The sequence below is a fragment of the Streptomyces sp. NBC_01622 genome (assembly GCF_045209635.1).
Classification (GTDB): domain Bacteria; phylum Actinomycetota; class Actinomycetes; order Streptomycetales; family Streptomycetaceae; genus Streptomyces.
Genome location: NZ_CP109293.1, coordinates 8,043,777 through 8,057,606, shown reverse-complemented (window position 1 = coordinate 8,057,606; position 13,830 = coordinate 8,043,777). Strand labels below are relative to the sequence as shown.

Sequence of the window (13,830 nt, the reverse complement as noted above, 5' to 3'; positions counted from 1 at the left end):
CCATACCAACAGGTCATTGAACTGGTGTTTCCTGGCAGGACGCCCTCCGCAGCTTAGGAATGAGCTGTCTGACGCAATTCTGATTTCGGGCGCTTTTTTCTCAGGCCAGACACATCCTGCACTCAGGTCGACTCAAAGGTTTCTCCATAGTTTGTGGCCGCGCCCACAGCGGGCGCCAAGAACCTTTGGGGAATGGGATGTTTGGCATCTATCTCAAGCGCGAGCTGAGCCGGCGCAAGAAGGCGGCCCTGGTCATCGCCATGGGTCTGGCGCTCGGTATCGCGCTGGTCATCACCGTCAACTCGGTGTCGGCCGGCATGAATCAGGCTCAGGACAAGGTCCTCAAGTCTCTTTACGGTCTCGGAACTGACATGACCGTGACCAAGGCGCAGTCGGCCCCCAAGGCCGGCAGCTCACAGGGTCCCAGCTTCAAGTTCGGCGCCACCTCCTCCAGCGGCAGCTCGCAGAGCTCTGACCGCGTGAATACGCAGGGTGGTCAGGCCCTCGCGTCCTCCCTGGTCACCAAGGTCGGCTCGCAGAAGGGCGTGTCCGCCGCGGTCGGCGCGCTCACGCTCAACGTCACCAAGGTCGACGGCTCCTTCACCCAGGGCAAGGCGAAGTCCTCCACCACCTCCGGCTCCTCCTCCGGTTCGCAGCAGGGCGGCCCCGGCGGCGGCAGCGGCACAGGCAGCACCGCTGCACCGCAGGTCCAGGGCGGCGGCGCCAACTTCAACGTGAACTCGTACTCGGTCGCGGGCATCGACGTCACCAACCAGACGCTCGGCCCGCTGTCCACGTCGAAGATCACCACCGGCAAGACGTTCACGACCGCGCAGACCAACGCGAAGGTCGCCGTCGTCAGCAAGTCGTACGCCAAGACGAAGAAGTACAAGGTCGGTTCGACCTTCAAGATCTCCAGCACCAAGTTCACGGTCATCGGCATCGCGACGCCCAACAGCAGCGAGTCCACGATCGACGTGTACGTGCCGCTGAAGCAGGCGCAGACGCTGGGCGACTCGAAGAACAAGGTCACCACGATCTACGTCAAGGCGACCGACTCCAAGCAGATCTCGGCCGTCAAGACGACGATCCAGAAGAACATCTCGGGTACGACGGTCACCACCTCCGCCGATCTCGCGTCCACCGTCTCCGGCTCGCTGTCCACCGCCTCCAACCTGGCGACCAGCGTCGGCAAGTGGCTGTCCATCGCGGTGCTGATCGCCGCGTTCCTGGTGGCCGCGCTGCTCACCTCCTCCGCCGTGTCCCGCCGGGTGCGTGAGTTCGGCACCCTGAAGGCGCTCGGCTGGCCGAGCCGCAAGGTGACCCGTCAGGTCGTTGGCGAGTCCATGGTCAACGGTCTGATCGGCGGCGGTCTCGGTATCGCGCTGGGCCTCGCGGCGGCCTACACGGTCACCGCGATCAGCCCCAAGCTGACCGCGCAGCTCGGCTCCACCGGCGGCGGCCAGGGCGGCCCCGGCGGCGGTCAGGGCGGCGGCCCCGGCCAGCAGGCCACCCAGAACACCCTGGAGATCGCCCTCAACGCGCCGGTCTCGCTCACCACGATCGCCCTCGCGGTCGGCCTCGCCGTCACCGGCGGTCTGATCGCCGGCGCGATGGGCGGCTGGCGCGCCTCCCGGATGCGCCCGGCGGACGCCCTGCGCAGCGTGTCGTAGTCGCTCGGTCGCGACCCCTGATCCGGGGCGCCGCCTCCACTCCCCCCGGGAGACGGCGCCCCAACTCTCTTCTTCTTCACGGACGTTCAGACGGAGATCCCATGTACAAGCTCACCGGCGTCACCAAGCGCTACACGCGGGGCAAGGAGACGGTCGAGGCGCTGCGCGGCGTCGATCTGACGATCGAGGACGGCGACCAGCTCGTCATCCAGGGCCCCACCGGCGGCGGCAAGTCGACGCTGCTGCAGATGATCGGCGGCCTGGACCGCCCCACCGAGGGCAGTGTCGAGCTGGACGGCGTCAACCTCGCCACCATCAGCGAGGCCAAGCTGACCCGGCTGCGGGCCGAGAAGATCGGCATCATCTTCCAGTCCTTCAACCTCATCCCGACACTCACCGCGCAGGAGAACGTCGAGACGGCCCTGGTCCCGCTCGGCGTCAAGCCGACCGAGCGGCGCGAGCGGGCCGCCGAGGCGCTGACCTCGGTCGGCCTCGGCGACCGCCTCAAGCACGCCCCCTCCGAGCTCTCCGGCGGCCAGCAGCAGCGCGTCGCGATCGCCCGCGCACTGGTCAAGAAGCCGAAGGTGCTGCTCGCCGACGAGCCCACCGGCAACCTCGACGAGGGCACCCGCGACGACATCATGGGCCTGCTCGAAGGCCTCTGGCACGAGTACGGGCTGACCTTCATCATGGTCACCCACGACTCGTCGATCGCCCGCCGCGCCCCGCGCCTGGCCAACATCAAGGCCGGCCAGATCACCCTGACCGAGCAGGGCCGGGGCGGCCGGTTCACCCCGCAGCAGCAGTACGCACAACACGGCAACCAGGGTTAGTGAGCCCGCCTGTTGGTCCCGTCGGGGCCGTTCACCTACCGAGCACCTGGTCGACCCCGGCCAACTGCCCGGCGGTGAGCGGCCCCTTCGCGATCGCGCCCGCGTTCTGCTCGACATGCGGGGCCGCGCGGAAACCCGCGGACCGGGAACCGCCCCGGGACCGCGCGGGCCCACGGCCCAAGTACTACCGCCCCCTGACGCGGCCCCGTCGACCGCTCACCGTCCGAGCACCCGCTCGACCTCCGCCAACTGCCCGGCGGTGAGCGGCCCCTTCGCGATCGCGCCCGCGTTCTGCTCGGCCTGCGCGACCGAGCGGAAGCCCGGGATCGGGACGGTGCGCGGGCTGCGCGCCCACAGCCAGGCGAGGGCACCCTGTGCGGACGTACGGCCCTCGGAGGTGAGGATCTCGCGCAGGGCGTCGACCCGGGCGACCCAGTCCTCGTCGGCGCCGGCGCCCTGCTTGAAGCCCTGCATCCAGGCGGGCGGGGTGTTGCGGATGTCGCCGGCCTCCAGGGTCCGCCCGGCGGCCTGCTTGCCGGTGAGCAGCCCCATGGCCAGCGGGCTGCGGTTGATGCTGGCGAGCCCCAACTCCTCGCACAGCGCGAACATTTCGGGCGCGTCCTGGAACACGTTCGCCGCGTGCTGCACGGCCGCACAGTGCTCCCCCTCGGCGAACACGGCTGCGCGCGCGGGGTCGTCGGTGCTCCAGGCGTAGGCCCGGATCAGCCCCTCCCGCACGAACTCCTCGCACTGGTCGCGGAGTTGGGCGGCGTGCTCCAAGTCGGCGTCGGACAGGTGCAGTTGGTAGAGGTCGATGTGGTCGGTGCCGAGCCGTGCCAGCGACGCGGTGAGGGCTCGGCGGGCGTACTCCGGGGAGTCGTCGGAGCCCGTGAGGGTGCGGGTGTCCTCGTCGAAGACGTTGCCCCACTTGGTGGCGAGGACCACGTCGTCCCGGCGCTTGCCGAGCGCGCGGCCGAGGACGCGTTCGCTGTGCCCGGCGCCGTAGGTGTCGGCGGTGTCGAAGAAGGTGACCCCCAGGTCGAGGGCGCGCCGGACCGCCCGTACGGACTCCTCGTCGTCGACCTTGCCCCAGCCCAGCGGCTGCCCGCTCGCGTCCTGCCACTCCCCGCCGATGGCCCAGCAGCCGAAGCCGAGAGCGCTCACGCCGATACCGGTGCGTCCGAGAGTCCTGCTGTACGTCTCCATGCCTGCGGACACTAGGAGTTGGAGTGCACACCAAGGCAAGGGTTTTTACGTCGGTCAGGCCTGCCCGGTCTCGAAGCGGGCGATCCTGCCGTCCTCGCCGACCGTGAAACTCCACCGGGTGCGCATCTCGCCCCACGCGTCGTTGGAGTAGCGGGCGACCAGGGCCCGGCCGCCGTTCGACTCGCGGTCGACCTCCATGTGGCCGTGGGAGGAGAAGATCTCCCGGTCGATCCACTCGGCGAGGTCACGGTCGGAGCCGTCGTCCGCCATCGTCGCGCCGGGCGCGAGGAGCGCCAGGAAGGCGTCGCGGTCATGGGCGTTGACGGCGCTGACGAAGGCCCGGACGGCCGGATCACTGAGTTTGGCTGGCTGAATCGTCATGCCGGCCAGACTCACACCGTTCCCCGGGGGCCGCCACCCGAACGGCGGTCTGCGCAGGCCCGCCGGGGGTCGGAGGTGCGACGGTGGAGAGACGTCGGGGGGCACCGCAGGGGCCCGTCCCCGCCGTCCGTCCAGGGAGTCACCGTGACCTGTTTCGACCGACAAGATCTGGGCCTGCTGCTGCTCCGGCTGGGTACCGGCGGTGTGCTGGCCGCGCACGGTTCGCAGAAGCTGTTCGGCTGGTTCGGCGGCGGCGGGATCGAGGGCACCGGCGCGGCCATGGAGGCGATGGGCTACTCCCCCGGCAGACAGAGCGCCACGATGGCGGGCCTCGCCGAGGCGGGCGGCGGCGCCCTGCTCGCGCTGGGTCTGGCGACCCCGGCGGCGGGCGCCGCGGCGGCCGGTGCGATGGCGGGCGCGACCGCCGTGCACGCGCCCAACGGCTTCTTCGCGGTGGGCGGCGGCTACGAGTACGCGGCCTCCCTCGCCCTGACCGCGGCCGGTCTCGCGATCACGGGCCCGGGCCGTCTCTCCCTGGACCACGCGCTCGGCCACGCGGTGAACCGGGGCTGGATGGTCCCGGCGGCGCTCGCGGTGACCGGGGCGGCGACGGCCGTGGTGGTGGGCCTGCGCAACCGGCGGGTGCGGGAGGCGGCGGAGTTCGAGCAGGAGACGCTGTTCGACGAGTAGGGACCTGATGGCAGGCTGGGTCCATGAGTGATCAGAAGGACCAGCCGGCCGGCCTCTGGGACGGCATCGACAGCCTGTGGACCTGGGTGGACACGAACCGTCCCCTCGACGGCCGGGAGGGGCTCCTCCTCCGCATCCTGAAGCTGTCCGAGGAGGTCGGCGAGGTCTCCGAGGCGGTGATCGGGGTGACCGGCCAGAACCCGCGCAAGGGCGTCACCCACACCTGGGACGACGTGCAGGCCGAACTGTGCGACGTCGTGATCACCGCGCTGATCGCGCTGCGCACGCTGACCCCCGACACGCAGGAGGTCTTCACCCGTCACCTGGCCCGGGTCACGGAACGCTCTCTCGGCCCGTCCGCCGTTGTTCACCCTCAGGACCTGCCCGCGCCGCGCGGAGTTGGTGAGATCCGCTGAGCCTTCTCGTCGACACCGAGCCGACGAAGGGGTCCCCGTGCAGGACTACGCATTTCCCAACGGAGTTTTGTCCAACGGAGTCTTCTCCAGCGGACGCAGGACGGTCGCCGTGGCGGGCACCTGCCTCGCCCTCACCGCGCTCGGCCTGGGCCTGAACAGCCAGGCGCACGCGGCGAGTTACGGCACACCGACCATCTCCCTGTCGGCCGGCTACCTTTCGGGCTCGGTGGGCGCGGTCGGCGATCCGACGGTCCAGGTGACGGTCGCCCAAAGCGGCGCGGACGCGGGCGCGTTGACGGTCGCGGCGAGCAAGAGCAGCAAGACGTCCGTCGCGCCGCCGAGCGCGGTGACCGTCACCGGCACCGGCGCCACCCGTCAACTCGCCGTGGCGGCAGCCGCGCAGGGCTACACCGACCTGACGGTGAAGGTCACGGGCCTCGGCGGCAGGACGGCCACCAAGACCCTCCACTACGCGGCCTCGGCGGCGGTCCAACAGCCCGCCGACACCCGCTACTTCACCGGCTCCAGCGACGCCTCCGCCGCGGTCGACGTGGGCGGCGGCTACGTCGTCGTGGCGGATGACGAGTCCAACGTCCTCCGCCTGTACGGCCGTTCGGCCTCCGGCGCTCCCGTCAGGACCTGGGACTTCAGCAACGACATCGGCGTCGACAAGGAGATCGACATCGAGGGCGCGGCCCGCGTCGGCGACACGATCTACTGGACGGGTTCGCTCGGCAACAACAAGGACGGCGAGTACAAGGCGGCCCGCAACACGGTCTTCACCACCGAGGTGACCGGCACCGGCGCCAACACGACGCTCTCCTACGGCAGTTCGTACGGCAAGCTGCGCGACGACCTGGTGGCCTGGGACAAGGCGAACGGCAACAGGTACGGCTTCGCGGCGGGCACCGCGGACGGGGAGATCCCCAAGGAGATCGACGGATTCAACGTGGAGGGCCTGGAGTTCGCGCCCGGCTCGACGACCACGGCGTACATCGGTTTCCGGGCGCCGCTGGCTCCGGCGGTGGCGGGCGGCAAGGCGCTCCTCGTGCCGGTCACCAACATCGACAAGGTGGTCGCGAACGGCACCGCCGCGACCTTCGGCACGCCGGTCGGGCTGGACCTCGGCGGTCTCTCGGTGCGCGACATCCGCAAGAACGCGGCGAACCAGTATCTGATCGTCGCCGGTTCCTGGGCCGCCGACGACAACTCCGACCCGTACGCCCTCTACTCCTGGACCGGCAACGCGGCCGACAAGCCGGTCGAGCTGCGCGACCTGCCGACCACGGACCCGGGCGCCTGGGAGGCGGTCGTCGACGTACCGGACCTGACGGTGGCGGGCGCCCGCGCCCAGCTGATCACCGACGACGGCGCGGCCGACCTCTACGGCGACGGCACCGAGGCGAAGGATCTCACGCACCCAGAGTGGCAGAAGTCCCGCTCGACCTGGTTCACGGTCACCGGCTGACGGGCGAAGCGGATGGATGCCGCGCGGCCTGCCGGGAGGCCGGGCGCGCGTCACCCTGGCACCCTGGTCCTCGACAACACCGTCGAGGACGAAAGCCGAGTCATGACCACCGAGAAGCTCACCGTAGGCGTCCTGGGCACCGGCATCATGGGCGCCGCGATGGCCCGCAACCTCGCCCGCGCCGGACACACCGTCCACGCCTGGAACCGCACCCGCGCCAAGGCCGAACCCCTGTCCGCCGACGGCGCGCACGTCACCGACACCGTGGCGGAGGCCGTACGCGACGCGGACGTGATCCTCACCATGCTCTACGACGGCGACACCGTCCTGGACGTGATGCGCGAGGCCGCGCCCGTCCTGCGCCCCGGCGCCGCGTGGATCCAGTCGACGACGTCGGGCCTCGAATCGGTGGGCGAACAGGCCGCGTTCGCCGGCCGCCACGAGCTGGTCTTCTACGACGCCCCCGTGCTCGGCACCCGCCAGCCCGCCGAGGCCGGTCAGCTGACGGTCCTGGCGGCGGGCCCGGAGTCCGGCCGCGAGACGGTCACCCCGGCCTTCGACGCGGTCGGCGCCCGCACGGTGTGGGTCGGCGAGAACGGCGCGGCGGCCACCGCGACCCGCCTGAAACTGGTCGCCAACAGCTGGGTCCTCGCCGTGACCAACGCGGCGGGCGAGGCCCTGGCCCTCTCCCAGGCCCTGGACGTGAACCCCCAGAGCTTCCTCGACCTCATCGCCGGCGGCCCCCTCGACATGGGCTACCTGCACGCCAAGTCCGCCGCGATCCTCAACGACCAGCTGACTCCGGCGAGTTTCGCGGTCACGACGGCGGAGAAGGACGCCCGCCTGATCGTCCAGGCCGGCGCGGCCCACGGCGTCCGCCTCGACGTGGCGGCGGCGGGCGCGGAACGGTTCGCGCGGGCGGCGGCACAGGGGCACGGGGACGAGGACATGGCGGCGGCGTATTTCGCCAGCTTCGAGGCGGGAAAGCCGACCGACTGACGGGCCAACTTCCCGGTAAGGGGCGGGCGTTGGAGGCACCGGACATGGCACGATGGCCGCCGTGTCCGGTCAGGTCTGGGTGTCCCTCACGTCGTTCGGCGGCGTGGTCCTCGGCGGCGTGCTGTCGTTCCTCGTCCAGTTCACGACCCAGCGGTCGGCCGAACGGGCCCAACAGCAGCGGCAGCGAACGGAGTTGACGGAGGCCCGGCGCGCGGAACGGCTCGCGCTGCTGGAGCGGTTCATCGAGGTCGCGGCCGAGGCCGAGCGGATGGCCTTCACTCGGCCGCCGGAGTGGGAGGACACGACCCCGTGGAACCTCAAGGCCCAGGACGTCATGAACAGGTTCTGGATCGTGGAACGGCTGGTCCGCATTCAGTTCCCGCTTCCGGTGCACGACGCGGCCCGCCGGTACTTCCTCGACCTCAACCGGACCGTGTGGTGGGGCCTGCCCGACGGTGAGAGCGTGCGGGACTACCTGGAGGACAACCGACTGGCCTTCCTCGACGCGGCCCGCGCGGTCATGGCCCGGGACGAGCCGTCCTGATCCGGCCTTGATCTCGTCACAGCCAGGGCACAGCGAGCGCACAGAAGAAACCGGGCGTGCGGCCGGAACTGTCTCCCCCGCCGAAACGCCGGCATGTCCGGTCGCACGAACCGAACTCGGGGGACGTCATGCAGAAGAGCAGCATCCGCAGGGCCGCGATGGCGATGGCCGCACTGTCGGCGACATTGGTGATGACGGCGTGTCAGCCAGGCAACGCGGACAGCGGGTCCGACGTCTCGTCCCAGACGCCGACCGCGACCGCCTCCCCCATCTCCTCCGGGTCTACGGGGACCTCCGGGTCCACGGGGTCCACCGGGTCCACGGAGGCGTCCGGCCGCGCGGGCACCTCGGTGAAGACGTGCGCGGCGGCCTCGCTCAAGGCGAGCGCCTACCAGGCCGCCGACCGGCCGCAGGGCACCGGTACCGGGGCGGCGATCGTCCAGTTCACCAACACCACCGCGAAGGCGTGTGTCCTCCAGGGGCACCCCACCGTCGCCGGTGCGGCGAACGGCTCCCCGGAGCTCAACGTCCCTCTCCAGGTCACCCCCGTCGGCTCCGCCTCCCCGGTGAAGCTCGCCCCCGGTGGTCAGGCCTGGCTGAAGCTGACCTTCGTGCAGGTGCAGGGTGAGGGTGACGGCTACTGCAAGTCCGGTTCAGCGCCGGTGATCTACCCGACGATGGTGATCGGGCTGCCCGGCGCCGGGGCGAACCAAGTCGCTTTGGACGACGGGCAGTTCGCGGAGTGCGACGGCACGCTGACCGCGACGGCCGTGACGGCGACGAAGCCCTCCTGACCGTAGGAACCAGAGGACCGCTGGTCGGCCGTACGGCTAGGGCCTGTCCGGCGGATCAGGTCGCAGGAAAGCAACGGTGACTGGTCAGCGCCGGTGAGCGGGGTCTGGTGCGTCCAGCTGCAAGGCGGAGGAGGGCGTCGACGCGGTGGGGGCACCTCCCGGCCGAAGGCTGGGGGACGTCGACAACCGACGGCAACGCCGCTGGGGGTCCTCCCACGCCTTTAGGGCAGCAGTGGGGGAGGGCGTGCCAGACCCCGCGTCTGCGGCGTGATCCGCCGGGCAGGCCCTAGACCGACTGGCGGTCTCCCGATGCCTCCGCCGCCAGCCCCCGCATGACGTGTTCGAGGAGGGCGAGCAGGACCGTCTTGACCGACTCGCGGTCGCGGGCGTCGCACAGGACGAGCGGGATGTCGGGGGCGAGGTCGAGCGCGGTCCGGATCTCCTCGGGGTCCTCCTCGCAGATGCCGTTGAAGCAGTTGACGCCCACGGCGAAGGGGATGCCGCGGTGCTCGAAGAAGTCGACGGACGGGAAACAGCTCGCCAGCCGCCGGGTGTCGGCCAGCACGACCGCGCCGAGCGCGCCGCGGGACAGGTCGTCCCACATGAACCAGAACCGGTCCTGTCCCGGGGCGCCGAAGAGATAGACCACGAGGGCCGAACTCAGCGTGATCCGGCCGAAGTCCATGGCGACGGTCGTCGTGGTCTTCTGCTCCACGCCGGCGAGGTTGTCGATGCCGACGCTGGCCTCGGTGATGAGTTCTTCGGTGCGCAACGGCGTCGTCTCGCTGATCGCGCCGACGAGCGTGGTCTTGCCGACGCCGAAGCCGCCCGCGACGAGGATCTTGGCCGTGGCGGCGTTGGGCGCGACGGCGACGGCGCGAGAGCGGCTTGCGCGGGGGTCAGATTCTGCGAATTCCATCGATCACTGCCTGGAGGAAACGGGCGTCGGGAGTACCGGCCGCGGTGGGCGGGGAGACGGAGACGAGTTCGTTGTCCAGCAGGTCATCGAGGAGGACCCGGATCACCGCGACGGGCAGATCGAGCCGGGCGGCGACCTCCACGAGCGCCGTCGGGGCGCGGCAGAGCGCGAGCAGCCGGTTCTGTTCGGGCTGGAGGCGCTGGTCGCGGGTGGGTGGCCGGACGGTGCTGATCAGCGTGATCAGCTCGATGCCGGAGTGGGCGGTCGGGGTGCGGCCGCCGGTCACCGTGTACGGGCGGACGAGCAGGGCGGGGTCTTCGTCCTCCCACGGATCTTCCTCTGACCAATGTCTCATTCATGCTCACCCGCGAAGGGCACACCGCTGTACTCCGGGAACCGGGGAGCGGCACTGAGGAACTGCCCCACCTGCCGTACCACCATGGTCATTTCGTAGCCGACGTTGCCGACGTCGACCTCGGACGTGGCGAGTACGGCGAGCCGGGCGCCGCCGCCGGCGGTGGTGACGAAGAGGAAGAGGTCGTCCATCTCGATGACGGTCTGCTGCACCCGGCCGCCGCCGAAGTGACGGCTGGTGCCGAGCGCGAGCGAGTGAACTCCCGAGGAAATGGCGGCGAGTTGCTCGGCGTCGTCCTGGGCGAGCTGCTCGGAGGAGCCGACGAGGAGTCCGTCCTCCGACAGGACGATGGCGTGCAGGGTCTCGGGGATCCGCTCGATCAGGTTGTCCAGCAGCCAGGCCAGTCCGCCGTGCGTGGTGTTGGGCGCAGTCATGGGTTGTTCCTTGTCGGACGGGGACGGGTGGGCAGCTGACGCCGCTCGGGCGGGGTGGTGGGCCAGGTGGCCGGCGGGAACTCGTCCTGCGGGGCGGGCGGGCGGCCGGGCGCGGAGACTTCCCCGCGCGTCGACGAGGGCCAGGCGGGCATGGGCACTTCCTCCTGGGCACGGGCCCTGCGGGTGCCGTCCCGGAGCGCGGCGAGCATCGAACGCGCCTGCTCCGGCCGCCGCTCCGCCACCCGCCCCGGACCGCGGTCACCGTCGGGCTGCACGACCCGGTCCCGCAACTGCGGCGCCAGATTGGCCTGCCGCACCCGCCGCGGCAACCGCCCGGAACCGCCCCGGGCACCCGCGCCGGGCACGCCTCCCGCCCGGGCCCCGAGCGACGACGCGCCCCCACCGGGCCGGGAACCGCCGGGCGACGCACCGCCGCCGGCACGGAAGCCGGCGGAAGTCGTGTCTCCGGCGCGAAGACCGGCGGACGGCGTCTCCCGGGCGGGGGAACCCGCGTACGGCATCTCGCCGGTGCGGGAGCCCACGGACGGCGCGTCCCCCGCCTGGAATCCCAGGGACGGCGTCTCCCCCGCGCGGGAACCGGAGGACGGCGCGCCCCCCTTGCGGGACCCCAGGGCCCGCATCTCCCCGAGGCGTGAACCCGTGGACGGCAGGTCCCTCGCTCGGGAACCGGTCGAGGGCAGGTCCCCTGCTCGGGACCCTGCGGACGACATGTCCCCCGCACGAGAGCCCCCGGACGGCATGTCACCCGGCGTCGGCGCATCTCCCGTGCGCGGGCCCTCGGACGGCGCGTCCCCCGTGCGCGAGCCGGTGAAAGAACCGGTCTCGTGGGGCGGCGCCGCTTCGTAGGACGGCGCGGTCTCGTAAGAGGGCGTGTCCTCATGGGACGGCGTCGTGGTGGCGATGGTGGGCCCCGCATGCGGAGGTGCCGCCGGGGTGTCGCGCGGACGGGTGCGGGTGCGCATCGGCATGCCGCCTGACGTCACCCCGGCGCGCGGCGGGCCGCCGACCGGGCCGGTGGGCCGGCCCGGGAGCGGGTCGGTGGGGAAACCGGCCACCGACGCCAGGTGGCGTTCCGCGCGGGCGTCCAGCGGGGACGGTACGCCGTCGGCCACCGGCTCGGTGAGCGCCTGCGGCAGTACGACGACGGCGAGTGATCCGCCGTAGGACGAGGCCTGGAGGCTGGCGGTGATGCCGTGGCGCTGGGCGAGGTGGCCGACGGTGAAGAGGCCGAGGCGCGGGTCCTCGCCGAGCGTGGTGAAGCTGAAGTCCTTGGGGTGGTGCAGGAGTTCGTTCGCCGCCGCGTACTCGTCCACGGCCAGGCCGAGCCCCCGGTCCTCGACCTCGACGGCGTATCCCTGCGCCACCGGCAGTGCGCGGACGCGTACTTCGGTGTGCGGCGGGGAGAACGTCACGCCGTTCTCGATGAGTTCGGCCATGAGGTGGATCGTGTCGCCGACCGCCGGGCCCAACACCGCTATCGGCGGCAGGGGTTCGACGACGACCCGGGTGTAGCCCTCGATCTCGGACACCGCGCTGCGCAGCAGGTCGGCGAGCGGCACCGCCTGCTTCCAGCGGCGCCTGGGGGACGCGCCGGACAGCACGGTGAGGCTCTCCGCGTTGCGCCGCATCCGGGTGGCGAGGTGGTCCACGCGGTAGAGGTCGGCGAGGAGTTGGGGATCCTGCTCCTTGCGTTCCATGGAGTCGATCACCGTGAGCTGACGGTGCACCAGGAGCTGGATGCGGCGGGACATGTTGTGGAAGACCAGCCGCGCGCCCTCACGCAGCGAGGCCTGTTCCAGCGCGACGCTCACCGCGGTCCGCTGGGCGCTGTTGAAGGCCTCCGCGACCTTGCCCAACTCGTCGGTGCCGTAGTCGAGTTCGGGCAGGTCGTCGAGTTCGGCGCGTTTGCCCTGGGTGCGCAGCCGGGTGATCAGCTCGGGCAGCCGTTCCTCGGCGAGTTCGAGGGTCTCGGCGCGCAGGCCGGACATCCGGCCGAGGAGGGAGCGGGTGATGCGCCAGGACAGCAGGGCGACGGCGAGTACGGCGACCAGGGCGAGGGCGCTGCCGAACAGTGCCTTGACGAGCACCTGGTGGGTCCGGTCCTGGGCGTCCGTGGTGACCTTGTACAGGAACTGGCCCTCCACTGCCTGCACCCCGCCGGTCACCCGCGCCGGGGCCGCAGCCCGGGCCGCCGTGGTGTGCGGCACCGCGATCGTGCCGTCGTGCCCGGCGGACGCCGCCGCGACGGCCGTCTCGAAGGCCACCATGGCCTCCCAGTCCCGGCCGCCCATGACCTGCTCCAGCGCCGCGCCCATGTCCGTGGGCAGGTACGGCTCCACCTCGTTGGACAGCACGGAGACCCGGACGGCCTCGGCCGCCGCCAGCGCCGACCGCTCCTGGACGCTCAGCTTCCCGGACGCGGCGGCCCCGCCGAGGATCGCCTGCTCCTGCGAGAGGGCCTCCGTGCCGCGCAGGAAGGCCAGGGCGTGCCCGGCGTCGGCCGCGGTGGCCGCGTCGCCGCTGTCGGTGCTCAGCATCCCGAAGAGGTTCAGCGCCGACGAGACGGCGTCGGAGTAGACGGTGTAGGCCTGCTGGCGGGTGCTCTTCCCGGCGTCGACCGCGGTCCGTTCGGTGGTCAGCGCGGTGAGCCGCTTGCGTACGGTGGCCAACTGGGCCTTGTACTGCGCCGATCCGACACCGCCGGAGGCGGCGTCCGCCTTGCGGAAGCCGGCGAGCAGGGCATCGGTCTTGCGCCGTTGCGCCTCCAGCGCGGTACGGCTGCCGTGCGAGGCCAGCAGGCCGACCGTCAGCTGCCGTTCCTTCTGGAACTCGCCGATCGCCGGCTGCAGGGCGTACGTGGTCTTCGCCGCCTGCCCGACGTTGTTGGACTGGTGCCACTGGTCGAACAGCGCGAAGGAACCACTGACCCAGAGCAGGACCATCGCCGTCGCCGGCACCACGGCGAGCGTGATGAGCGAGGCGCGGATACTGCGCCCGCGACCGGTACCGGGTCCGGTCTGCGCGGACGTATCCCGGTGTCTGCTCACTTCACCCACCGGTGTCCGACGGCGCGACGATGGAGGCGGGCTGCGGTGAG

Annotated in this window: 15 protein-coding genes; 8 read left to right on the top strand and 7 right to left on the bottom strand. The window is 71.5% G+C overall.

Annotated elements, in window-relative coordinates; translation table 11 throughout:
- Positions 1-197: 197 nt before the first annotated feature.
- Positions 198-1,673, top strand: coding sequence for an ABC transporter permease (locus OH768_RS37270; protein WP_406460427.1), 1,476 nt, complete (start codon positions 198-200; stop codon positions 1,671-1,673).
- Positions 1,674-1,774: 101 nt separating this feature from the next.
- Positions 1,775-2,506, top strand: coding sequence for an ABC transporter ATP-binding protein (locus OH768_RS37265; RefSeq protein WP_406460425.1), 732 nt, complete (start codon positions 1,775-1,777; stop codon positions 2,504-2,506).
- Positions 2,507-2,537: 31 nt separating this feature from the next.
- On the opposite strand, the gene OH768_RS37260 is transcribed toward OH768_RS37265, so the two are convergent.
- From OH768_RS37260 to OH768_RS37250, 3 genes are read right to left on the bottom strand one after another with little or no spacing between them, the layout of a single operon-like run.
- Positions 2,538-2,687: a hypothetical protein gene (locus tag OH768_RS37260; protein ID WP_406460423.1), complete on the bottom strand. Its 150-nt coding sequence runs from the start codon at positions 2,685-2,687 to the stop codon at positions 2,538-2,540.
- A 35-nt stretch (positions 2,688-2,722) separates the two neighbouring features.
- Entirely contained in the window at positions 2,723-3,712 is a 990-nt protein-coding gene (locus OH768_RS37255; protein ID WP_406460421.1) for an aldo/keto reductase, read from the bottom strand.
- Positions 3,713-3,766: 54 nt separating this feature from the next.
- Positions 3,767-4,093 (bottom strand): nuclear transport factor 2 family protein, encoded by a 327-nt coding sequence (locus OH768_RS37250; RefSeq protein WP_262057877.1) that lies wholly within the window; start codon positions 4,091-4,093, stop codon positions 3,767-3,769.
- 144 nt (positions 4,094-4,237) lie between these two features.
- On the opposite strand from OH768_RS37250, the gene OH768_RS37245 reads away from it, so the two are divergent.
- From OH768_RS37245 to OH768_RS37220, 6 genes are all read left to right on the top strand, one after another.
- Positions 4,238-4,783 (top strand): DoxX family protein, encoded by a 546-nt coding sequence (locus OH768_RS37245; RefSeq protein ID WP_406460419.1) that lies wholly within the window; start codon positions 4,238-4,240, stop codon positions 4,781-4,783.
- A gap of 23 nt (positions 4,784-4,806) precedes the next feature.
- Positions 4,807-5,199, top strand: a complete 393-nt coding sequence (locus tag OH768_RS37240; protein WP_406460417.1) for a MazG-like family protein — start codon at positions 4,807-4,809, stop codon at positions 5,197-5,199.
- Positions 5,200-5,266: 67 nt separating this feature from the next.
- A complete protein-coding gene (locus OH768_RS37235; RefSeq protein WP_406460415.1) occupies positions 5,267-6,667 on the top strand; it encodes a hypothetical protein in 1,401 nt (466 codons plus the stop codon).
- Between the two features lie 12 nt (positions 6,668-6,679).
- Entirely contained in the window at positions 6,680-7,666 is a 987-nt protein-coding gene (locus tag OH768_RS37230) for an NAD(P)-dependent oxidoreductase (RefSeq protein ID WP_406460413.1), read from the top strand.
- A gap of 52 nt (positions 7,667-7,718) precedes the next feature.
- Complete coding sequence (locus OH768_RS37225) at positions 7,719-8,210, top strand: hypothetical protein (RefSeq protein ID WP_406460411.1); 492 nt, start codon at positions 7,719-7,721, stop codon at positions 8,208-8,210.
- Between the two features lie 128 nt (positions 8,211-8,338).
- Complete coding sequence (locus OH768_RS37220; RefSeq protein ID WP_406460409.1) at positions 8,339-9,004, top strand: DUF4232 domain-containing protein; 666 nt, start codon at positions 8,339-8,341, stop codon at positions 9,002-9,004.
- A 286-nt stretch (positions 9,005-9,290) separates the two neighbouring features.
- Here OH768_RS37220 and OH768_RS37215 read toward each other — a convergent pair whose 3' ends face one another.
- From OH768_RS37215 to OH768_RS37200, 4 genes are read right to left on the bottom strand one after another with little or no spacing between them, the layout of a single operon-like run.
- Entirely contained in the window at positions 9,291-9,923 is a 633-nt protein-coding gene (locus OH768_RS37215) for a GTP-binding protein (RefSeq protein ID WP_406460407.1), read from the bottom strand.
- Complete coding sequence (locus tag OH768_RS37210) at positions 9,904-10,278, bottom strand: DUF742 domain-containing protein (protein WP_406460405.1); 375 nt, start codon at positions 10,276-10,278, stop codon at positions 9,904-9,906. Before OH768_RS37210 ends, OH768_RS37215 begins: the two co-directional genes overlap by 20 nt.
- Positions 10,275-10,712, bottom strand: a complete 438-nt coding sequence (locus OH768_RS37205) for a roadblock/LC7 domain-containing protein (RefSeq protein WP_406460403.1) — start codon at positions 10,710-10,712, stop codon at positions 10,275-10,277. Before OH768_RS37205 ends, OH768_RS37210 begins: the two co-directional genes overlap by 4 nt.
- Entirely contained in the window at positions 10,709-13,780 is a 3,072-nt protein-coding gene (locus OH768_RS37200) for a nitrate- and nitrite sensing domain-containing protein (RefSeq protein ID WP_406460401.1), read from the bottom strand. Before OH768_RS37200 ends, OH768_RS37205 begins: the two co-directional genes overlap by 4 nt.
- Positions 13,781-13,830: the final 50 nt, after the last annotated feature.

Excerpts from the sequence above, each read along its gene's own strand:
- OH768_RS37270 (WP_406460427.1), top strand. The coding sequence starts at position 198 with ATGTTTGGCATCTATCTCAAGCGCGAGCTGAGCCGGCGCAAGAAGGCG.
- OH768_RS37265 (WP_406460425.1), top strand. The coding sequence starts at position 1,775 with ATGTACAAGCTCACCGGCGTCACCAAGCGCTACACGCGGGGCAAGGAG.
- OH768_RS37255 (WP_406460421.1), bottom strand. The coding sequence starts at position 3,712 with ATGGAGACGTACAGCAGGACTCTCGGACGCACCGGTATCGGCGTGAGC.
- OH768_RS37250 (WP_262057877.1), bottom strand. The coding sequence starts at position 4,093 with ATGACGATTCAGCCAGCCAAACTCAGTGATCCGGCCGTCCGGGCCTTC.
- OH768_RS37240 (WP_406460417.1), top strand. The coding sequence starts at position 4,807 with ATGAGTGATCAGAAGGACCAGCCGGCCGGCCTCTGGGACGGCATCGAC.
- OH768_RS37230 (WP_406460413.1), top strand. The coding sequence starts at position 6,680 with ATGGATGCCGCGCGGCCTGCCGGGAGGCCGGGCGCGCGTCACCCTGGC.
- OH768_RS37225 (WP_406460411.1), top strand. The coding sequence starts at position 7,719 with ATGGCCGCCGTGTCCGGTCAGGTCTGGGTGTCCCTCACGTCGTTCGGC.
- OH768_RS37220 (WP_406460409.1), top strand. The coding sequence starts at position 8,339 with ATGCAGAAGAGCAGCATCCGCAGGGCCGCGATGGCGATGGCCGCACTG.
- OH768_RS37215 (WP_406460407.1), bottom strand. The coding sequence starts at position 9,923 with ATGGAATTCGCAGAATCTGACCCCCGCGCAAGCCGCTCTCGCGCCGTC.
- OH768_RS37210 (WP_406460405.1), bottom strand. The coding sequence starts at position 10,278 with ATGAGACATTGGTCAGAGGAAGATCCGTGGGAGGACGAAGACCCCGCC.
- OH768_RS37205 (WP_406460403.1), bottom strand. The coding sequence starts at position 10,712 with ATGACTGCGCCCAACACCACGCACGGCGGACTGGCCTGGCTGCTGGAC.